Origin of the sequence: Streptomyces sp. Tu6071 (genome assembly GCF_000213055.1) — a bacterium.
Lineage (GTDB): Bacteria > Actinomycetota > Actinomycetes > Streptomycetales > Streptomycetaceae > Streptomyces > Streptomyces evansiae.
In genome coordinates, this window is sequence record NZ_CM001165.1 from 5,587,016 (window position 1) to 5,607,502 (window position 20,487).

General features: G+C 75.4%; 18 protein-coding genes. 14 read left to right on the top strand and 4 right to left on the bottom strand.

All coding sequences use genetic code 11. From position 1 onward, the window contains the following. Nucleotides 1-19 precede the first annotated feature (19 nt). From STTU_RS23360 to STTU_RS23410, 11 genes are all read left to right on the top strand, one after another. Nucleotides 20-835, top strand: a complete 816-nt coding sequence (locus tag STTU_RS23360; protein WP_007827440.1) for a hypothetical protein — start codon at nucleotides 20-22, stop codon at nucleotides 833-835. 67 nt (nucleotides 836-902) lie between these two features. Next, nucleotides 903-2,120, top strand: coding sequence for an inositol-3-phosphate synthase (locus tag STTU_RS23365; protein WP_007827441.1), 1,218 nt, complete (start codon nucleotides 903-905; stop codon nucleotides 2,118-2,120). Next, complete coding sequence (locus STTU_RS23370) at nucleotides 2,117-3,259, top strand: SCO3242 family prenyltransferase (protein WP_078519110.1); 1,143 nt, start codon at nucleotides 2,117-2,119, stop codon at nucleotides 3,257-3,259. Before STTU_RS23365 ends, STTU_RS23370 begins: the two co-directional genes overlap by 4 nt. Further along, nucleotides 3,256-4,203 carry a sugar phosphate isomerase/epimerase family protein gene (locus STTU_RS23375; RefSeq protein WP_043256086.1) on the top strand — a complete coding sequence of 316 codons (948 nt, stop codon included), beginning with the start codon at nucleotides 3,256-3,258 and terminating at the stop codon, nucleotides 4,201-4,203. Before STTU_RS23370 ends, STTU_RS23375 begins: the two co-directional genes overlap by 4 nt. After that, a complete protein-coding gene (locus STTU_RS23380) occupies nucleotides 4,200-4,889 on the top strand; it encodes an EboA domain-containing protein (RefSeq protein ID WP_043256087.1) in 690 nt (229 codons plus the stop codon). The genes STTU_RS23375 and STTU_RS23380 overlap by 4 nt, the downstream gene beginning before the upstream one ends. Nucleotides 4,890-4,914: 25 nt before the next feature. Next, nucleotides 4,915-5,772: a TatD family hydrolase gene (locus STTU_RS23385; protein ID WP_007827448.1), complete on the top strand. Its 858-nt coding sequence runs from the start codon at nucleotides 4,915-4,917 to the stop codon at nucleotides 5,770-5,772. Between the two features lie 10 nt (nucleotides 5,773-5,782). After that, complete coding sequence (gene eboE / locus STTU_RS23390) at nucleotides 5,783-6,943, top strand: metabolite traffic protein EboE (RefSeq protein WP_007827450.1); 1,161 nt, start codon at nucleotides 5,783-5,785, stop codon at nucleotides 6,941-6,943. Between the two features lie 29 nt (nucleotides 6,944-6,972). Continuing rightward, a complete protein-coding gene (locus STTU_RS23395) occupies nucleotides 6,973-8,328 on the top strand; it encodes an alkaline phosphatase family protein (protein ID WP_007827452.1) in 1,356 nt (451 codons plus the stop codon). Nucleotides 8,329-8,359: 31 nt separating this feature from the next. Beyond that, the gene (locus STTU_RS23400) at nucleotides 8,360-9,208 is read left to right on the top strand and encodes a 4'-phosphopantetheinyl transferase family protein (protein WP_007827454.1); all 849 of its coding nucleotides are present in this window, start codon (nucleotides 8,360-8,362) and stop codon (nucleotides 9,206-9,208) included. A 259-nt stretch (nucleotides 9,209-9,467) separates the two neighbouring features. Continuing rightward, nucleotides 9,468-10,247, top strand: a complete 780-nt coding sequence (locus STTU_RS23405; RefSeq protein ID WP_007827456.1) for an ABC transporter ATP-binding protein — start codon at nucleotides 9,468-9,470, stop codon at nucleotides 10,245-10,247. Next, nucleotides 10,247-12,805 (top strand): ABC transporter permease, encoded by a 2,559-nt coding sequence (locus STTU_RS23410; RefSeq protein ID WP_007827458.1) that lies wholly within the window; start codon nucleotides 10,247-10,249, stop codon nucleotides 12,803-12,805. Before STTU_RS23405 ends, STTU_RS23410 begins: the two co-directional genes overlap by 1 nt. Before the next feature lie 176 nt (nucleotides 12,806-12,981). Here STTU_RS23410 and STTU_RS23415 read toward each other — a convergent pair whose 3' ends face one another. Further along, nucleotides 12,982-14,037 carry a TauD/TfdA family dioxygenase gene (locus tag STTU_RS23415; protein ID WP_007827460.1) on the bottom strand — a complete coding sequence of 352 codons (1,056 nt, stop codon included), beginning with the start codon at nucleotides 14,035-14,037 and terminating at the stop codon, nucleotides 12,982-12,984. Between the two features lie 182 nt (nucleotides 14,038-14,219). Here STTU_RS23415 and STTU_RS23420 point away from each other — a divergent pair, with 182 nt between their 5' ends. After that, nucleotides 14,220-15,059, top strand: coding sequence for a 4'-phosphopantetheinyl transferase family protein (locus STTU_RS23420; protein WP_007827461.1), 840 nt, complete (start codon nucleotides 14,220-14,222; stop codon nucleotides 15,057-15,059). A 69-nt stretch (nucleotides 15,060-15,128) separates the two neighbouring features. After that, nucleotides 15,129-15,638, top strand: a complete 510-nt coding sequence (locus STTU_RS23425) for a hypothetical protein (RefSeq protein ID WP_007827463.1) — start codon at nucleotides 15,129-15,131, stop codon at nucleotides 15,636-15,638. A gap of 32 nt (nucleotides 15,639-15,670) precedes the next feature. On the opposite strand, the gene STTU_RS23430 is transcribed toward STTU_RS23425, so the two are convergent. After that, nucleotides 15,671-17,515 (bottom strand): AfsR/SARP family transcriptional regulator, encoded by a 1,845-nt coding sequence (locus tag STTU_RS23430; RefSeq protein WP_007827465.1) that lies wholly within the window; start codon nucleotides 17,513-17,515, stop codon nucleotides 15,671-15,673. A 402-nt stretch (nucleotides 17,516-17,917) separates the two neighbouring features. Between STTU_RS23430 and STTU_RS23435 the strand changes: the two genes are divergently transcribed. Next, nucleotides 17,918-18,478 carry a glycoside hydrolase family 25 protein gene (locus tag STTU_RS23435; RefSeq protein ID WP_007827467.1) on the top strand — a complete coding sequence of 187 codons (561 nt, stop codon included), beginning with the start codon at nucleotides 17,918-17,920 and terminating at the stop codon, nucleotides 18,476-18,478. A 170-nt stretch (nucleotides 18,479-18,648) separates the two neighbouring features. Here STTU_RS23435 and STTU_RS23440 read toward each other — a convergent pair whose 3' ends face one another. Next, complete coding sequence (locus tag STTU_RS23440) at nucleotides 18,649-19,155, bottom strand: GNAT family N-acetyltransferase (protein WP_043256089.1); 507 nt, start codon at nucleotides 19,153-19,155, stop codon at nucleotides 18,649-18,651. A 156-nt stretch (nucleotides 19,156-19,311) separates the two neighbouring features. Then, nucleotides 19,312-20,343: a rod shape-determining protein gene (locus STTU_RS23445; protein ID WP_029396752.1), complete on the bottom strand. Its 1,032-nt coding sequence runs from the start codon at nucleotides 20,341-20,343 to the stop codon at nucleotides 19,312-19,314. Nucleotides 20,344-20,487: the final 144 nt, after the last annotated feature.

Sequence of the window (20,487 nt, forward strand, 5' to 3'; positions counted from 1 at the left end):
TCCCCGTAAGGAGATCCAGATGTCGCTCAACACCATCGACCGCAGGAGCGTGCTGCGTGCCGCCCTCGGCGTGGCAGGCGCGGCGACCGCCGTCTCGCTCGCCGGAGCGGGCCCCGCCGCCGCCCACGGCCGCGGGCGCCCGGCGCGCCCCCCGCGCCGGAACGCGGCGGACCTGCCCGTGGTGCCCGGCATGACCGGCGACCGCTGGCACAACGAGTTCTGGTACCAGTACGACGAGGTCTCGTACTTCAACCCGACCCCGGAGATGACCGCCGCCGTCGGCGCGATCATCACGCCCTTCGGCGGCTTCGAGAAGATCTACGACGCCTGGGAGGCGACCCGCCGAAGCGGTTCCTACCCGCGCCCGTACCTCGACCTCATCAAGCCCAACAAGGACGCGTTCGTCGTCCTGTCGCGCGAGCAGCGCAAGATCTACGACGAGTACTACGGCGGCGACCCGCGCGGACTCGTCGACGCCTTCCAGCAGTTCGGGCAGGGCACGCTGTACGACCCGCGCCGCCCCGAGGGCGAGCGCGTGCACATGATGAACTTCACGCCGCCGGACCCGACCCACGCCTACCACCGCTGGCACCCCTTCCTCGCCGGCTTCGTCCTGCTCGGCATCGACACCGCCTGGTGGACGCACATCAACCGGCTCGCGGGCGCCGCCTGGGAGCTGCAGTCCCTCGCACAGCCGCAGATCGACCGCGACGACAACCCGCCGCTGCCGCGCCGCACCGTGGACCGCCTCACCGTCAAGTGGCTGCGCCGCGACCGCGCGGCGCTCGACAGGGCCTTCGACGCCTGGCCCTACCCCGCCGACCTCGGCAAGTAGCACCGCCCGCGCGGGCCGCCCCCGGCGGGCGGCCCGCGCGCCCGACCACCCCAGGAGGCACGCAGCCATGCAGCACACCGCCCGCTCCCAGACGGCACCCGCCCCGCGCACCGGCGTCTGGCTGGTCGGCGCCCGCGGCTCGGTCGCGACCACCGCCGTCGCCGGAGCCGCCGCCCTCGCGGCCGGACTCGCCGCGCCGACCGGCTGCGTGACCGAGAGTCCCGACTTCGCCGACGCCGGGCTCACGCCCTTCGCCGGGCTCGTCTTCGGCGGACACGACGTCGTCGCCACGCCCCTCGTGGAGCGGGCCGCCGCGCTCGTGCGCGACGGCGTCCTGCCCGCCGGGCTCGCCGAGGCCGTCCGCCCGGCCCTGGAGGCCGCCGAGCGCGAGGTACGGGACGGCGCGGCGTCCGCCGGGGAGCCGCAGTACACGACCGCGCGCCGCCTCGCGGCCGACATCACCGCCTTCCGCGAGCGCCACGGCCTCGACCGGGTCGTCGTCGTCAACGTCTCCTCGACCGAGCCGCTGCCCGCGCCCGACCCCGCGTTCCTCTCCCTCCCGGAGCTGGACAAGGCCCTCGCCGCGTCCGGGACGCTGCTCCCCGCGAGCAGCCTCTACGCCTACGCCGCCTTCCACGCCGGCTGCGCCTTCGTCAACTTCACCCCCTCCACGGGCGCGGCGCTTCCGGCGCTCGAAGAACTCGCCCACCTGCGCGGCGTCCCGCACGCCGGCCGCGACGGCAAGACCGGCGAGACCCTCGTCAAGAGCGCGCTCGCCCCGATGTTCACGCAGCGCGCCCTGCGGCTGCGCTCCTGGTCGGGCACCAACCTGCTCGGCGGCGGTGACGGCGCGACCCTCGCCGACCCGGCCGCCGCGCGCAGCAAGACGGAGTCGAAGCAGCGCTCCCTGGAGGACACCGTCGGGCACCCCGTCGAAGGGCACGTGCACATCGACAACGTGCCGGAGATGGGGGAGTGGAAGACGGCCTGGGACCACGTCTCCTTCGAGGGCTTCCTCGGCGTGCGGATGTCGCTCCAGTTCACGTGGCAGGGCTGCGACTCCGCGCTCGCCGCACCCCTCGTCCTCGACCTCGTCCGCCTCGCGGCGCTCGCCCACACGCGCGGCGAGAGCGGCGCCCTCCCGGCCCTCGGCTTCTTCTTCAAGGACCCGGCCGCCTCGACGGAGCACAACCTGACGCTCCAGTACGGGACGCTCACGCGGTGGGCGGCCGGGACGCCGGTACGCGAGGCCGCGGAGCGGCCCGCGCGAGAGGTCGCGCGATGACCCTCACCCTGACCCGGGTGCGGCGCGCCTTCCGGGAGGGACTGAGAGCGGCGCACGCCGAACTCGGCTCCCGGCCACCCGCCTTGCGCCGCCCCGCCCCCGACACCCCCTTGTGCGAGGCCCCCACGCACCCCGGGCCGTCCCGGCCCGCCGCGCCGCCCCCGCCCACCGGGGCACCCGCGCCCTCCGCTCCCCGCGCCCGCGCCTTCGACACCGGCTACCGGCCCAGGACCCTGACCCTGCGCAGGACCACGAAGACCCTCGCCGAGCTGGTCCGCGCGCCCGCCGCGCTCACCGTCCCGGGCGACGTCGTCGCCGGGGCGCTCGCGAGCGCCCGCACCGCGCGCGTGAGCCCCGGCAGGACCGCGCTCCTCGCGGCCGGTTCGGTCGCCCTGTACTGGGCGGGGATGGCCCTCAACGACTGGGCCGACCGCGCCGAGGACGCGCGCGAGCGGCCCGCACGCCCGATCCCCTCGGGCCGCCTCTCGCCCGGTGCCGCCCTCGCGACGGCCACCGGCCTGACGGCGGGCGCCCTCGCACTCGGCGCCCTCGCGGGCGGCCGGCGCGTCCTGCTGCGCCGGACCCTGCCCCTGGCCGCCGCCGTCTGGGCCTACGACCTCGGCGTCAAGCGCACGCGCCTCGGACCGCTCGCCATGGCCGCGGCACGCGGGCTCGACGTCCTGCACGGCACGGGTACGGGCCCGGCGCGCCCCGCCCTCGGCGCCGCCCTCACCGTCGCCGCGCACACCCTCGCCGTGACGCGCCTCAGCCGCCACGAGGTGGACGGCGAAGCGGGCGACGAACCGGCACTCGCGCTCGCCGTGACAGCGGCGTCCGCGCTCGCGGCGGCCCTGCCCGCCCGGCACCCCGGGCGGGAGAGCGCCGGTCGCCTCCGTACGCGCTGGACCGCCCCCGCGCTCGCCGCGGGCGCGCTCGCCCTCGCCGGGCGCGCCCAGTGGGCGGCGCTGCGCACCCCCGACGCGGCACACGTGCGGGCGGCCGTCGGCGCCGGTATCCACGCCCTCGTACCGCTGCAGGCCGCTCTCGTGGCCCGCGCGGGCGCCCCGCGCGCCGCGCTCGGCCTCGTCGCCGCGCTCCCGCCCGCGCTCTCCCTCGCGCGGAAGGTGTCCCCGACATGACCGCACCCGTGCCCCTCCCGAGCACGGACGGCCCGCGCTTCGCCTACGGCACCAACGGCTTCGCCGACCACCGCCTGAGCGATGTCGTCGCGGTACTCGCCGACCTCGGGTACGCGGGCGTCTCGCTGACCCTGGACCACCACCACCTGGACCCGTACGACCGCGAGATCGGCGCCCGCACGCGGCGCACGGCGAGGGCACTGCGCGCGGCGGGACTCGCCGTCGTCGTCGAGACCGGTGCGCGCTACCTGCTCGACCCGTTCCGCAAGCACCGCCCGACGCTCCTGAGCGCCGCGCCCGAGGAACGCGCCGCCCGGCAGGACCTGCTGCGGCGTGCCGTGCGGATCGGGGCCGAACTGGAGGCCGAGGCCGTGCACTTCTGGAGCGGCACCCCCGAGCCGGGCACGACGCGCGCCCAGGCGTGGGCCCGGCTGGAGGAGGGCTGCGCGCGGGCCGTCGAAGACGCCGACGCCGCCGGGGTGCGGCTCGCCTTCGAGCCCGAGCCCGGCATGCTCGTCGCCGACCTCGCGGGCTACGAGGCGCTCGCCGAGGCCGTCGGCGCGCCCGGCACCTTCGGCCTGACACTCGACCTCGGGCACTGCCGGTGCCTGGAACCGCGGTCCGAGGCGGAGTGCGTCGCGCGGGCGGGTGGGCGGCTCGCGCACGTGCAGATCGAGGACATGCGGCGCGGGGTGCACGAGCACCTTCCCTTCGGCGAGGGCGAGATGGACTTCCCGCCGATCCTCGCGGCGCTGCGCGCGTCCGGGTACGCGGGACTCGTCTCCGTGGAACTGCCCCGGCACAGTCACGCCGCCGTGGACCAGGCCAGGCACAGCATCGCGTTCCTGCGCGAGGCGGCATCACGCCCGGCGCCGCGGGCCCCCGCGGCCCCGCCCGCCACCGCCCCGACCGCACCCCCGCCGAAGGAGGCCGTCCCGACATGACCCTCACGACCACGACGCAGCCCGCCCCCGCCCACGCGGCCGTCCACGACGCGCTGACCCTGCGCACCCTCAAGGAGGCCCTCGCCGCCGCGCTCGACGAGGACCGCGAGGCGCGGCTCCGCGCCGACACCGAGGCCGTCGGCGCCCGGGGCGCCGCCGCCCTCGCACTGCCCTTCGCCGCCGCCGGACGGCACTACGGACGCGACCGGCTCCCCGGCTGGTACGAGTGGCACGTCGCCGACGCCGTGCGCACCCTGCTCCTCCTCGCCCTCCCGCTCAGCGGCAGGCGGCTCGCCGCCGAGGCCACCGCGCGCTACGGCGGCGGCGACGCGGCCGAACGGCGCGGGGTGCTCAGCGCCCTGCCGTTCCTGCCGCTCGGCGACGCCGCGCTCCCGCTCGTCGACGACGGGCTGCGCACCAACGACACGCGGCTCATCGCGGCGGCCCTCGGCCCCTACGCCCGCGCCCACCTCGACCAGTACCGCTGGCGCCAGGCCGTCCTGAAGTGCCTGTTCACCGGCGTGCCGCTGCACCGGGTCGCCGGGCTCCAGGAGCGCAAGGACGCCGAACTCGCGCGGATGGCCGCCGGTTTCGCCGCGGAGCGCCGGGCCGCCGGACGGACCGTACCCGACGACCTGTGGCTCGTCGCGGGCGAGCAGAGCGCCGCGCGCGCGTACGAGCACTGACCACCCACCGAGCGGAGCCACGGCGATGCGCATCTTCGACCCACACATCCACATGACCTCGCGGACCACCGACGACTACCGCTCCATGCACGCCGCCGGCGTCCGGGCCCTCGTCGAGCCCGCCTTCTGGCTCGGGCAGCCGCGTACCGGTCCGGTCAGCTTCACCGACTACTTCGACGCGCTGCTCGGCTGGGAGCCGTACCGCGCGGCCCAGTACGGCATCAGCCACCACTGCACGATCGGCCTCAACCCGAAGGAGGCGAACGACCCGCGCTGCGCCCCGGTGCTCGACCTCCTCGGCCGCTACCTCGTCAAGGACGGCGTCGTCGGCGTCGGCGAGACCGGCTTCGACACCGGCACCGCCGCCGAGGAGCACGCCTTCGCACGGCAGCTCGAACTCGCCGTCGAGCACGGCCTGCCCGCCCTCGTGCACACCCCCCACCGCGACAAGGCCGGCGGCACCCGGCGCTCGCTCGGCGTCGTCCGCGACAGCGGCATCGACCCCGCCTTCGTCGTGCTCGACCACCTCAACGAGGTCACCGTCGGCGAAGTCGCCGACTCCGGCTGCTGGATGGGCTTCTCCATCTACCCCGACACGAAGATGACTCCCGGCCGCATGGTCGAGATCCTGCGCGCGTACGGCACCGAACGCGTCCTCGTCAACTCCGCCGCCGACTGGGGGCACAGCGACCCCCTCCTGACCCGGGCCACCGGTGAGGCCATGCTCGCGGCCGGCTTCGACGAGGACGACGTCGACCGCGTGCTGTGGCGCAATCCCGTCGCCTTCTACGGGCAGTCAGGGCGCCTCCGCACCGAGTGCGCCGACGAGACCCGGGCCGCGGGGCTGTTCGCGGGCAACTCCGTGGCCCGCGGGGAGAGCTGAGGACATCGCCATGCGCTTCCGCCACAAGGACGGCAGCACCGTGCACGTCTCGTACTGCACCAACGTGCACCCCGCGGAGACCATCGAGGGCATCACCGCGCAGCTCGACGCCTACGCGGAGCCCGTCAGGGTCCGGCTCGGCAGCAAGCGGCTCGGCCTCGGCCTGTGGCTGCCCGCCGAGACCGCGGCGACGCTCGCGGCCGACGAGGGCGCCGTCGCCAGGCTGCGCAGGGAGCTGAGCGCCCGGGGCCTGGAGACCGTGACCCTCAACGGCTTCCCGTACCACGGCTTCCACGCGCCCGTCGTCAAGCGGGCGGTGTACTACCCGGACTGGTCGGAGCCCGCCCGCCTGGAGTACACCCTGCACCTCGCGCGCGTCCTCGCCGGTCTGCTGCCCGACGACGTGACGCACGGCTCCGTGTCGACGCTGCCGCTCGCCTGGCGCACCGTGTGGACCTCCGCGCAGCGCCGTACGGCCGCGCGCCAGCTCACCGCCCTCACCGAGGGACTCAAGCAACTCGCCGCCGACACCGGCAAGATCGTCCGGGTCGGCATCGAGCCCGAGCCGGGCTGCGTCGCCGAGACCGTCGAGCAGGCCGTCGAGATCCTCACGGGCACCGACCCCGAGTGGCTCGGCGTCTGCCTGGACGCCTGCCACCTCGCCGTCGCCCACGAGGACCCCGACAGCGCGCTCGCCCTCCTCCGCTCCTCCGGGCGCGCCGTCGTCAAGCTCCAGGCGTCCACGGCGCTGGAGGCGCCCGAACCGGCCCTCGCCGGACAGCGCGCCGCCCTGGAGGCCTTCGCCGAGCCGCGCTTCCTGCACCAGACCCGCGAGCGGGGCCCCGGGGGCACGGTCCTCGCGAGCGACGACCTCGGCGGGGCCCTCGCGGGCGAACTGCCGGGCGTGGAACCGTGGCGCGTCCACTACCACGTACCGCTGCACGAGGAGCCCGAGGCGCCGCTCGCCGGGACCCGCGAGGTCCTGCGCGCGACGCTGCGCGGACTCCTCGGCGGGGAACGGGCGGGCACGGGGCACGTCGAGGTCGAGACGTACACGTGGTCGGTCCTGCCCGGCGCGCGCGAGGACTCCCTCGTCGAGGGGCTCGCCGCCGAACTCGACTGGATGCGGGGCGAACTGCTCGCCCTCGGCCTCGAAGAGGAGGAGTCGTGAGCGCGGGGAGCGGGCGCAGGCCGGTCGCCGTGCTGTGCACCGTGGGCCTCACCCGCCGCCTGCTCGACGAGATGCCGCACGTCAAGGCCGTCGGCGAGCGCGGCTTCACGGCCTCGCTCGACACCGTCTTCCCCGCCGTCACCGCGACCGTGCAGGCCACGTTCACCACCGGCACCCTCCCGCGCGAGCACGGCGCCGTCGCCAACGGCTGGTACCACCGCGACCACGGCGAGGTCATGATGTGGCGCCAGCACAACGCTCTCGTACGCGGTGAGAAGGTGTGGCAGGCGGCCCGCGAACGCGATCCCGCGCACTCCACGGCGTACCTGTGCTGGTGGTGGGCGATGGGTGCCGACGTCGACACGATCCTCACCCCCAGGCCCGTCTACCACTACGACGGCCGCAAGTCCCCCGACTGCTACACGGTCCCCGCTACCCTGCGTGACGAACTCACCGCACTGCAGGGCGAGTTCCCGCTCTTCCAGTACTGGGGCCCGACCGCCTCGCTCACCGCCACGCGGTGGATCGCCGGCGCGGCCCGCTACGTCCTGGACCGCCGCGGCCCCGACCTCACCTTCGTCTACGTGCCCCACCTCGACTACGACCTCCAGCGCTACGGCCCCGACAGCCCCCGGGCCGTCACCGCGGCGCGCGAGGCCGACGCCGCGCTCGCCCCGCTCCTCGCGGACCTGGAGGCGAGCGGTACGACCGTCGTGGCGCTCAGCGAGTACGGCATCACGCCGGTCAGCAGGCCCGTCGACATCAACAGGGCGCTGCGCCGCGAGGGCCTGCTCTCGGTGTACACGCAGCGCGGCATGGAGTACCTCGATGCGCCCACCTCGCGGGCCTTCGCCGTCGCCGACCACCAGGCCGCCCACGTGTACGTGTCCGATGAGGCCGACGTGCCCCGCGTGCGCGACCTCCTCAAGCGGCTCCCCGGCGTCGACGAGATCTGGGACCGCACCGAGCAGGCCGCCTACGGCATCGACCACCCCCACGCGGGCGAACTCGTCGCCGTCGCCGAGCCGGACGCCTGGTTCACCTACTACTACTGGCTCGACGACGCCCGCGCGCCCGACTTCGCGCACGGCGTCGAGATCCACCGCAAGCCCGGGTACGACCCGGCCGAGCTCTTCTTCGACCCGTCGGTACCGGCGGTACGGGCGAAGGCCGCGCTGGGCGTCCTGCGGAAGAAGGCCGGGATGCGGGCACCCCTCACGGTCGTGCCCCTCGATCCCGGACTGGTCAGGGGCAGCCACGGACGGCTGCCCGCAGAGGACAGGGACGGGCCGCTGCTGCTGTGCTCGGACCCGGCCAAGGAGCGGGACCGCTACCACGCCACCGAGGTCAAGGAGCTGCTGCTCGGCCTCAACGGACTGGCCTGAGACCGGCCGTGACGAGTGGAGAGGAGGAAAGATGGCGACACCCGCGAGCCCCGGCACGCACACCGACGACGCGGCGCACACCGATCACGGGGCGCACATCGATCACGCGGCGGACATCAGGGACGTCTACGTCCCCGCGTCGGCGCGAGCCGCCGTGGAGCGGCTGCGCGCGGACCACGAGACCCACGTGTGGTGGTGGCGACTGCGCGAAGCGGTCGACCCGGCCGATTACGCGCTCCTGGACGAGGTGGAACGCGGCCGGGCCCGGCGCTTCCACGCCGCCCGCGACGCCGCGGCGTTCACCGCGACGAGGGCCGGCGCCCGCCGCGCCGTCGCCGCGCTGCTCGGCCTGCCCGCGCACAGCGTGCGCTTCGGGCGCCGGATCTGCCCCGGCTGCGGTGACAGCGAGCACGGGCCGCCCGCCGTGGTGCGGCCCCCCGTACCGCTCGCCGTCAGTCTGTCGCGCACGACGGGCTGCGGGGTGCTGGCGGTACGGGCGGGGGACTGGGTGGGCGTCGATGTCGAGGCGTACCGCCCGCTGGGCTCCGACGCGCTCGCCGAGACCGTGCTCACCGCGGCCGAGCGGCGGCAACTGGGCGCCGTCGCGCCGGGAGCGGCGCGCGAGGAGGTCTTCCACCGCGCGTGGACCCGCAAGGAGGCCGTCGTGAAGGCGGTCGGGCTCGGCCTGCTCGGGATGCCGCTCAACGCGCTCGACGTCGCCCCCGGCGAGGCGGGCCCGCTCACCGTGGGGCACGTGCACGAGGGGCGTACGACGCGGTGGCGCGTCGAGGACATCCCGCTCCCCGGCCCCTGGTCCGCCTCGCTCGCCCGCCCGGCGGACGCCGCACCCGGCGAGGTACGCGTGCACGCCCCCGCCTGACCCGCCCCCGACCCGGTCGGCGTCCCGCCCCCCGTCGGGCGCCGACCGCCCCGGGGACCCACCGGCACCTCCGGCCGGTGGGTCCCCTTTTCGGCCGTTCTGCCGCCGCGCACGGCCGAAAAACGCGCTTGTGCCCTCGGACGAGTGACGCACATAGGCACCGTATAGATCGCCGGTTCAGGTTCGACGGGATGCGTCCGCGTCGCCGCGCGGACGGATCACGGCCCCACACACGCTGGATGGAGAGGACTGGTCACGCATGAGGACCGAGCGGACCCACACCGAGACGCGCGGCGGTACCGAGGCCGGGAGCACCGCGCTGCGGCTCGACGCGGTCACCAAGGTCTACGGCAGGAACGGCCGCGGCGTGAAAGCCCTGGACAGCGTCGGCGTCGACATCGCACGCGGCTCGTACACCGCCGTCATGGGGCCCTCCGGCTCCGGGAAGTCCACCTTCCTCCACTGCGCCGCGGGTCTCGACCAGCCGACGTCGGGGCGCACCTGGATCGGGGACACCGAACTCACCGGCATGAACGAGACCCAGCTCACGAAGCTGCGCAGGCAGCGCATCGGCTTCGTCTTCCAGGCGTTCAACCTCATCAACTCGCTCTCCGTGCGCCAGAACGTCGAGCTGCCGCTGCGCCTGGCCGGGGAACACCTCGACAAGCACTGGCTGGAGGAGATCCTCGCCCGCGTCGGCCTCGCCGGGCGCGCCTCGCACCGGCCGTCCGAACTCTCCGGCGGCCAGCAGCAGCGCGTCGCGATCGCGCGCGCCCTCATCACCCGCCCCGACGTCATCTTCGGCGACGAGCCGACCGGCGCGCTCGACACCGTGACGGCCCGCGAGGTCCTCTCGCTCCTGCGCTCCTGCGTCGACGACACGCGGCAGACCGTCGTCATGGTCACGCACGACCCCGTCGCCGCCTCCTACGCCGACACCGTCCTCTTCCTCGCCGACGGCAGGCTCGTCGGCCGCATGGACGACCCGACAGCGGACCGCGTCGCGGACCGCATGACCCGACTCGGAGCGTGGGCCTGATGCTGCGCTACGCCTTCCAGACCCTGCGGGCCCGCAAGGGCGGCTTCATCGGCGCGTTCCTCGCGCTCCTGTGCGCCGCCGCCCTCGTCACCGCGTGCGGCATCCTCCTGGAGACGGGACTGCGCGGCACGATCGGCACCGAGCGGTACGCCGCCGCGCCCGTCGTCGTCGGCGGTGACCAGAACGTCCACCAGACCACGGTCAAGAAGAAGAAGGGCAAGACCAAGGTCAAGCACAAGGCGAAGCCCATCGCCGAGCGCGCCTGGCTGCCCGCCTCGACCGCCGGGAAGCTCTCCGGGCTCCCCGGGGTCCGCTCCGTCGTCCCCGAGATCACCTTCCCCGCCTACGCCGTCGCCTCCGGCGGCCGGATCGTGGACGGCGTCGACGGCAAGGACTCCTACGGGCACGCGTGGGCCTCCGCCGCGCTGACCCCGTTCGCGCTCGTCGACGGCGCCGCGCCCACGGCCGACGACCAGGTCGTCCTCGACCGCGAACTCGCCCGCCGCGCGGGCGTCGCGACCGGCGCGAAGCTCACCGTCCAGTCGACCGGCTCCCCGCGCACGTACCGGGTGAGCGGCATCGCCGCACCGCGTGGCGGCGACCTCAAGCAGCAGTCCTCGCTCTTCTTCTCCACGGGCGAGGCCGCACGCCTCTCCGGGCGCGAGGGCCAGGTGACCGTGCTCGGCGTGCTGCCGAAGCCGGGCGTCTCCACCGAGGCGCTCGCGGGCCAGGTCAAGAAGGCGCTCGACGGGACGACCGCGCAGGTCGCCACGGGCGGCGACCGGGGCCCCGTGGAGTTCCTGGACGCCTCCAAGGCGCGCGTCAAGCTCGTCTCGATGGGCGGGGCGATCGGCGGCACCTCGCTGCTCGTCGCGATCCTCGTCGTCGTCGGCACCTTCGCCCTCTCCATCCAGCAGCGCCACCGCGAACTCGCCCTGCTGCGCGCGATCGCGGCGACCCCCAAGCAGGTGCGCCAGCTCATCGGGCGCGAGGCCCTCATCGTCGGGCTCCTCGCGGGCCTCGTCGGCTCGGTCGCCGGGCTGCCCATCGCGTACTGGCTGCACGGCAAGTTCATCGACTTCGGGGCGATCCCCGACACCCTGAACGTGACCTTCAGCGTCTTCCCGTTCTTCGCCGCGATCGGCGCGGCGCTGCTCGGGGCCTGGGCCGCCGCCCGCATCTCCGCGCGCCGCACCGCCCGCATCCGGCCGGCCGAGGCGCTCGCCGAGTCCGCGGTGGAGCAGCGCTTCGCGTGGGGCAGGCTCGTCGTGGGCGTCGTGACGCTCGCCGGGGGCATCGTCCTCCTCGTCGTGCTCAGCGTCCTCAAGACCGAACCCGCCTCGACCCCCGTCACGTTCCTGTCCGTCGTGGTCCTCGCCGTCGCCGTCTCGCTCCTCGGCCCGCTCATCGCGCGCCTCGCGATCGCCCTGCTCGGCATCCCGCTGCGCGCCTCGCGCGTCGCCGGCTACCTCGCGGCGGCCAACGTGCGCGCCAACACCAAGCGCATGGCGTCCGCGATCACGCCGCTCGCGCTGCTCATCGGCATGGCCTGCACGGTCCTGTTCGTGCAGACGACGATGAACAACGCCTCGTCGCACCAGGCCGAGGACGGCAACAAGGCGGACTGGGTGGTCGCCTCGGCGGGCCCCGGTGTCCCCGCGCGGGCGGCGAGCGAGCTGCGCTCCGCGCCGGGCGTCACGGCCGTCACCGAGGTCGTCCGCACGAGCGTCCGCGTCGGCCTCGACAAGTACCCGGCCCAGGGCTTGTCGACCGAAGGGCTGCGGCAGAACTGGGACCCGGACGTCACCAAGGGCTCCCTGGCGGGCTTCGGCGCCGACAGCCTCGCGCTGAGCGAGGTCGCGGCCGACCACCTCGGCAAGAAGCCGGGCGACACCCTCAAGGTGACGCTCGGGGACGGCACGGTGCGCACTCTGGAGGTGCGGGCCGTCTACTCGCGCGGCCTCGGCTTCGGCGACCTCACGATGGCGCACCAGCTCGTCGTGCGGCACGTCGACAACCCGCTCGCCTCCTCGGTCCTCGTCAGGACGGCGGGGGACGGCAAGGCGGGCCGCGAACAACTCCAGTCCGCCGTCAAAGCGTTCCCGGGGGTCGGGGTCATGGACCGCGGCCAGGTCGAGGACCTCCAGGCCGAGGTGCAGCAGTCCAACGCCGAGGTCAACTACGTCGCGATGGGCCTCATCATCGCCTTCACCGCCATCGCCGTCGTCAACACCCTCGCCATGTCCGTCTCGGACCGCTTCCGCGAGTTCGCCCTGCTCCGCCTCGTCGGCACCACCCGACGCCAGGTCATGAGCATGCTCCGCACCGAGTCGCTGGTCGTCGTGCTCACCGCCGCCGTACTCGGCAGCGGCATCGCCTTCGCCGTCCTCACCGCGTTCAGCATCGGCATGACGGGCGCGGCGGCCCCGGCCGTCGAGCCGTGGTGGTACGTGGGCGTCCTCGCCCTCGCCGCCCTGCTCGCCCTCGTCGCGACCGTCGTCCCCGGCCGCCTCTCGCTCACCGGGCGGCCCGCCGACGTCATCGGCTCCCGGCAGTGACCACCGGCACCAGCCACCGGCAGTGACCGGGGGCACCCCAGCGGGACATGCCCGGCGCGAGGCAAGCGCCGGGCATTCCGCTGTCCGCGGGCGGAACGTCCCTGCGGGGAACGGGGGAAAGGGTGAAGGGCCGGCCCCCGGGGGCCGGCCCTTCACCCGTCACTCACCGCCCGCGCTCAATCCAGGACCGCGCCCCCACCGGTGCGCGAGACCCGGCTGCGGCGATTGTCCAGGTGCGCGTACACCCGCTCCAGCCACCGGTCCGCGCCGTCGTAGCGCGGCGTGAAGGACGTACGGCCGTGCACGGCGACCCGGTTGTCGACGATCGCGAGGTCGCCCACGCGCAGCCGGTGGGGCGTCATCGTCGCGACGAACGCCTCGCGCAGCTCCGCCATCGCCGCCTTGGCCCCCTCGTCGAGGGGGTGCGTCGCGGCGAAGTCGACGAGCACGTTGGGGTCCTCGCTCGCGCCGAGCAGGACGGGGTGGGCGCTGCGGACCCCGCCCAGCCGCCCGAAGGAGGGCGGCGGCTCGGTCAGGAAGCGCGGCTCGGCGAGCACGTGCCGCGTCGCGGCGGAGAGCAGCGGGAGCGCCCGCCGGATCGACGAGGTGCAGAGCTTCGCGTCGCCCGTCGGGTCCCCGCGCAGGCACAACAGGCCCACGTAGTCGGGACGGTTGTCGTGGAACGCGTTCTCCGTGTGGAGTTCCAGGAGTACCGACCCCGCGTTGCTCTGCGAGTCCTCCTTGCCCGGCACGGGGACGACGTTCTGCACGAGCGCCCCGCCCTTCTCGTTGCGGAAGGAGATGACCTCGCCGAGGTGGATCATCAGGAGCGAGACGACCGCGGCCGCCGTCGTCGGGACGCGCTCCACCGAACCCGGCACCGTCGGCGTCTCGCGCAGCGGCTCCGCGCCCGCGACCGGCAGGTCGCGCAGCAGCAGCACCCCGTCGGGGCCCGGATCGTGGCGGAAGGACCGCAACAGGGCCCGGAGGGCGAGCGGCAGCCGCGAGGAGGCGTCGAGCGTGTGCGCGAGCCACTCGGGCGTGTCGATGAGCGGGTGGCCCGCGCCGGTGATCCGCTCGGTGAGCGCGACGAGGTCCGCCCTGTCGCGCTCCCGCGTCTCGTGCCCCTCGACGGCGTTCTCGGCCAGGGTGTTCCCGGACGGAGGGTTCTCTGACGGAGCGTTCCCCGCGGTGGCGTTCCCGAGGGCGGGCAGCGTGTGCGTGTGTGGCATAGGAAGAATTCCCCGGCTTGTCGGATTGCTGGCGCGGGAAATTGTTCGGGTCCGGTCTATCTCTCCCCTATGGGAATTCCGTATAGGCCCCCGATAGCGGGCGGGCGCAGGCTGACGACGGTGACTGTACGCACGGCCGGCCCGGCCCCGCGCCGGTCACCGGGCGCAGCCGAGGAGGCACTATGGGTTCACCGCGCGAACAGCACCAGCACACGCCGCCGCGCGCGCGGTACGGGAACGCGCCGCCGCGCGGCAGGGACGAGGACACACCGGACGCGGCGGCGGCGACGGCCGCCGAGCACCTCGTCGCCGAGGGCGCCGCGCACGTGTGGTGGTGGCGCTGCGGGAGCCGCGTCGATCCGGCCGACCTGGAGCTGCTCAGTACGGAGGAGTTCCGGCGCGCCCTGTCGATGCTCGCCGAGCGGGACGCCGCCGAGTTCGTCACGACGCGCGCCCGCGCGCGCCGCGCCATCGGCGCGCTCCTCGGCCTCGCGCCGCAGGGCATCGTCCTCGGCCGGGGCCGCTGTCCCGGCTGCGGCGCCGAGGACCACGGTCCGCCCCGGCTCGCCCGCCCCGCGCTGCCGCTCGCGATCAGCCTGAGCCGCAGCGCGGGCTGGGGAGTTCTCGCGCTCGGCGCGGGCCCCGGCATCGGCGTGGACGCGGAGGCGCTGCGCCCGGTCGGCGCCTCGCTCCTGACCGGCTCCGTCCTGACCGAGGCGGAACGCGCCCACCTGCGGGCCCACCCGGCGGGCGCGCGGCGCGAGGCCGCCTTCCACCGCGCGTGGACCCGGAAGGAAGCGGTCGTCAAGGCCGTCGGCGTCGGTCTCGTCGGCACCGCGCTGGACCGCCTGGAGACGCGCCCCGAGCGCGCGGGCCCGGTGCGGCTGACGCACCACGGCACGGGGCGCACGACGCGCTGGCACGTCGAGGACCTCACTGTCGACGCGCGCCTCGCCGTCGCGCTCGCCCGCCCCGAGGGCCCGGCCGCGCGCGGCCCCGTCCACCTCCACCCGCCCGCCTGACCCGGCGCCTCCGCGCGCCCGCCCCAGGACCATCCCCGTGCACCCGTACCGGAAAGGACCCCCGTCACCATGGCACCGCACGCCACCGGGCACGCGCCCGCCCCCCGGCACACCGCCCGCCCCGACGAGACCGCCGTGACCGCCTTCCACGCCTGCCTGGACGCCGCCGTCGAGCGCGGCGACCCGGGCCCCGGCTGGGCGGGCGAGTGGCAGGCGAGGGAGCGCCTGCGGATCTCCGCCTGGGTGCGCGCCGCCTACGAGCACCCCCTCGCGCCCGCCGTGCTCGGCGGCGACATCGGCGCGAGCGGCCGGGCGGCGCAACGTCGCCAGGCCCGCTCGCTCGCCCTGCGCCTCGAAGCCCACGGCACCGGGCTGCGCCCCGTACGCCCGGCGCCGGGCGTACGGGCCGAGGCCGCCGTCGCCGCCGTCTGGGCGGTCACCCGGCACGCGCTCGCCGAGGAGCACCGCCCGCCCCGCGAACGCGTCGTGCTCGACGCCTGGACGGTCGTACGGGAACTGCTGGGCCCGGAGCAGCCGGGCACGGCCGCTCACCGGCCCCGTGCCCGCTCCGCGTGGTGAGCGCCCCGGCGCGGGGCGCCCGGCGGCCCGGCTCACCGGGCGGCCCCGACGACGGCGGGCGCGAAGCCGGACTCCGGCCCCGTGCCGGGCCCCGCTCCCGCCCCGGGCCCCGCTCCCGCCCCGGCCTCCGCCCCCGCGAACAGGCGCAGCAGCGCGTGGCAGTGGTAGAGCGGCAGCCCCTCCTCGTCGAGCCCGCCCGGGAGCGCGAGCAGCGCCGCGTCCACGAGGGATTCCAGCGCGTACTCCGCCGTGTCCCTGTCGAGCCCCGCGCGGGCCGCCGCCCACGCGGCCGAGAACGGCTCGCCCTCCGTGTCCGCGAGCGAGGCGAGCACCGCGAGCTCCACCGGGCGCAGCCCCTCGGTCGCGGAGCGCAGGACCCGGGCGACGTCCATGTCCCCGAAGGAGAGCTCGGCGAGCCTGCGCTCCGGAGCGGCGAGCCGCGCGGCGAGCCTGGCGGCGCCCCAGTGCGGCCGTGCGGCGAGCCGGGCGCCCGCCACGGCGAGCGCGAGCGGCAGCCCGTCGCAGTACGCGATGACGTCGTCGGTCGCGTCCGGGTCGTCGAGCAGCCGGGCGCGGCCCGCCCGCGCGGCGAGCATCTCGAAGCTCGCCTCGTGGCCGAGCGCACCGAGCGCGAACGTCTCCCGCGCGCCGACCCTGGCGAGCCGCCGCCTGCTCGTGACGAGCACGGCCGAAGGCCCGGACGGCAGGAGCGGCGCCAACTGCCGGTCGTCCGCCGCGTCGTCGAGCACGAGCAGGAGCCTGCGTCCCGCCGTGCTCTCGCGGTAGCGCCGGACCAGCTCGTCCAGGTCGCCCGCGGCCGGTACGGGTTCGCTCTCGCCGAGCGCGCGCAGGAGCTGCGCGAGCACCGCGCGCGGGGCGCGGGGCGTGCCGTCGAAGCCGCACAGCTCGGCGAAGAGGAGACCGTCGGGGAAGGAGGCGGCGTTCTCGGCCGCCGCCCGCACGGCGAGCGCCGTCTTGCCGATGCCCGCCATCCCGGTCACGAGGACGCGGCGCGGTACGGGCGAGGCGTCGGTCAGGCGCCGCGCCAGTCCCGCCAGTTCCGCGTGCCGTCCGACGAGGTCGCCCTCGGGCGCGGGCAGCGTCGACGGCACGGTGTGCGTCTCCGCCTGCCTGCCCCGCCCGAGGTCGAGGGCGCCGCCGAGCACCGCCTGGTACGTCGAGCCGAGCGCCTCGCCCGGGTCGACGCCGAGTTGTTCGGCGAGGACGGAGCGGCCCTCGTAGTACGTCTGGAGCGCGTCGGCCTGCCTGCCGCCCCGGTACAGCGCCGTCATGAGCTGCGCCCGTACGCGCTCGCGCACCGGGTACTCGGCGACGAGCCCGGTCAGTTCGGCGGTCACGAGGTCGTGCCTGCCGAGTTCGAGGTCCGCGTCGATGCGCGCCTCCAGGGCGAGCAGGCGTTCCTCCTCCAGCGGGGCGAGTTCCGCCTCGCGCAGCTCCTCCGTCGTGTTGGCGAGCGCGGGTCCGCGCCACAGCCCGAGCGCGTCGCCGAGCAGCCCGGCGGCCTCCTCGTGCCGCTGCTCGCCGAGCGCGGCGCGCCCCGCGCGCACCAGCGCACGGAAGTCGACGAGGTCGATACGGGCGTGCGGGGCGCGCAGCGTGTAGCCGGGCGGCTGCCGCACGATCTCGGCCTCGTCCCCGAGCTGCTTGCGCAGCCGCGACATGTACGTGTAGATCTGCGCGCTCGCGGTGGCCGGCGGATGCCAGCCCCACAACAGCGCGCTCAGCCGGGTGTCGGAGACGACCCGGCCCTGGTCGAGCAGCATCGCGGCGAGCACCGTGTGAATCTTCGACCCGGACAGGGCCACCCGTTCGCCCGCTCGCACGGCCTCGACCGGCCCCAGGACCCTGAACTCCATGCGACACCCCCATCTGGCGCGGTTCAGCTCCACGGTCCAGAAGGTAGGAGACGCAGTTATCCATGGGTTATCGCTTCCCTCCGCTCCCTCCGCGCGGGACCGGGGGCGCGTACCGGCGGGGACCGGACGCGCGCTCACGGCCTGAAGGGCCCGGCCGCCTCCCTCCCGGTGGAGGTGGGGCGGGTGGGGTGGTGGTCCCCGAGTACGCGATTCCTGCTCGCTCGCCCCACTTCAGGGGGCTTTGTTCGTACGCCCGTGCGGGGTGTCGCCCGGATCGCTGAAGACCGGGTTCCGGCTGGAGTGCCCCGGGCGGACGTGGGCAGGCTAAGCAGTCCGGCGGGCGACTCCGAGGGCCGCCCGCCGGGCCCACCGGAGAGCGGGCCCGCGACAGGGAGAGTACGCATGGCCGTCAAAGGGATCGATGTCAGCAGCCACCAGGAGTCGTTCGACGCGGACGGCATGGCCTTCGTCTTCGTGAAGGCCACCGAGGGGCGCACCTACACCAGCTCGCGTCAGCGGGCCCAGGCGAAGCGGGCGAGGGACGCGGGTGCCGTCGTCGGCTTCTACCACTTCCTGTGGCCGGGCAACATCCAGGCGCAGGCCGAGTACTTCGTCGAGCAGTGCGCGAGCGTCCCGTACGACCTGCTCGCCTGCGACTGGGAGTACACGGGCGACGGGACGGCGGCGAGCAACAAGGAGAAGGACCAGTTCCTCAAGGCGGTGCAGAAGCTGCGCGGGTCCAACCACCGCGTACTGCTCTACTGCAACCGCGACTTCTGGCTCAACAGGGACACGACGTCCTTCGCGGCGGACGGCCTGTGGATCGCCGACTACAACGGCAAGCCCGGCAAGCCGGGGATCAAGGCCCCCTGGCGCATCCACCAGTACACCTCCGAGCCCATCGACACGAACATCGGCAACTGGGAGGACAGGGCCGCCCTCAAGAAGTGGGCGAAGGACTGACCCGGCGGACGGACCGTCAGCCGGTCCGCCGACCCCCCCGGCCGCCCGGCCGGACCGGTGGTCGTCGGCGGATCGGCGCCCATGACGGCCCGTACGACGGACGGTGACCGCGCGCGGCCGGACGCCTCGCCGGGCCGCACCCGGTGTGCCGTTCCCGGGGTGCCGTCGCCTCAGATGCCGAATGCCGCCGCGTAGCGGACCGTGCCCGCGGGAAGCGGGACCGCCGGGTCGAGGCTCAGGGCCATGAGGGAGTCGTCGGGGACGTCGATGCCGAGCCGGATGCCGTGCGCGGAGGCGCGCGTGAAGCCGAAGCGGGGGTAGTACGAGGCGTGCCCGAGGACCACCACGTGTTTCTCGCCGCGCGCCGCGGCGGCCGTGAGGACGGCCCGGATCGCGGCCGAGCCCGCGCCCTCCCGCTGCCGGTCGGGGCGTACGGCGCAGGGCGCGAGGCACAGCGCCGGTGTGCCGCCGATGTGGCAGCGGGTCAGCAGCGCGTACCCGGTGGGCCGCCCGTCCGCATCGCAGGACACGTACGAGAGCCCGTCGAGCCACGCGCCGGGGTCGGCCCGCAGCGCGTCGACGAGATCGGCCTCGGCGGGGGTCGGGAAGGCGGCGGCGTTCAGCGCGTGCACGGCGGCGACGTCGGCGGGGGTCTCGGGGCGGGTGGACCAGGTCATGGCGGGCTCCGGGCGGGGGACGGGCGGTCGCACGCCGTTGTACCGCGTCCACCGGGGGGCTGACCAGCGGTTTTCGGCAGCCCGGGAACGGTCGGCGCCCCGCCGGGCTCCCGCTACGACCATCCCGCGCCCCCGCGCCCCCGCCCCCGCGCCCGCTCAGCGTGCCGGGAGCGGGCTCAGCGTCATCGGGCCCACGCGGCCCTCCAGCATCGCGCCGAGCCCTTGGACCGCGCACATGCCGGGGTTCTCCGCGATGCGGATCGGCATGCCCGTGGCCTCCTTGAGCATCCGGTCGAGTCCGGGCAGGAGCGCGCTGCCGCCGACCGCCGTGAGGCCGCCCTCGGCGAGGTCGGCGACGAGGTCGGGCGGGCAGGTGCGCAGGACGCGGCCGATGCCGTCGAGGATCGTCGTGAACGGGGCGCTGATCGCCTCGCGCAGCGCCGCCGTGTCCACCGTGACCGAGCGGGCCAGGCCCGTCGCCGCGTCGCGGCCGTGGATCTCCGTGGTCCCGGTGCGCGGGTCGGCGGCGTCCACGGCGAGTTGCAGCGGCCGTACCGACTGCGCGGGCAGCAGCAGGTCGTGACGGTGGCGCAGGTGCGAGACGATCGCGTGGTCGATCGCGTCGCCGCCGACGGGGAGCCGCTGCGCCGTGACGATCGCGCCCAGCGAGAGCACGGCGATCTGCGTCGTCGCGGCGCCGCACGCCATGATCATCGTCGCCTCGGGCCGCTCCACGGGCAGCCCGCAGCCGACCGCCGCCGCGATGAGCGTGTCCACGAGCTCGACGCGCCGCGCGCCGAGCCCGACCAGCGTCTCGACGGTCGCGCGGCGCGCGAGCGGGTCGGACTCGTGCGGGGTGCATGCGGCGGCACGCAGCCGCGGCTTGCGGCGCAGCGCCCGGCGCAGCTTGTCGCCGAGCAGGTGCCGCAGCATCCGCTGCGCCATGTCGACGTCGACGACCGTGCCGCCCGACACGGGCCGCACGACGCGGATGTACTCGGGGGTGCGGCCCGTCATCTGCTGGGCGAAGGCGCCGACCGCGATGAGCCCCCCGGTCCGCGTGTTGACGGCCGCGACGCTCGGCTCGTCGACCACGACGCCCTGGCCCTTCACGAACACCCTCGTCCGGGCGGCGCCCAGATCGACGGCGATGTGGCAGCGGCGCAATTGCTCCAGGCTGACGGTCACGGCCTTGCCTCCCGAGGTACGGACCGGAAGGAGCCACCGGTCGGCGCCCCTGTGCACGAGGGTGGCCGCCCCCCGCCCCGGCTGCCCGCCGGACTGCGCCGATCGGGTCGCGACGGAAGGGGTGAAGCGGGCCGGCTTGCGCCG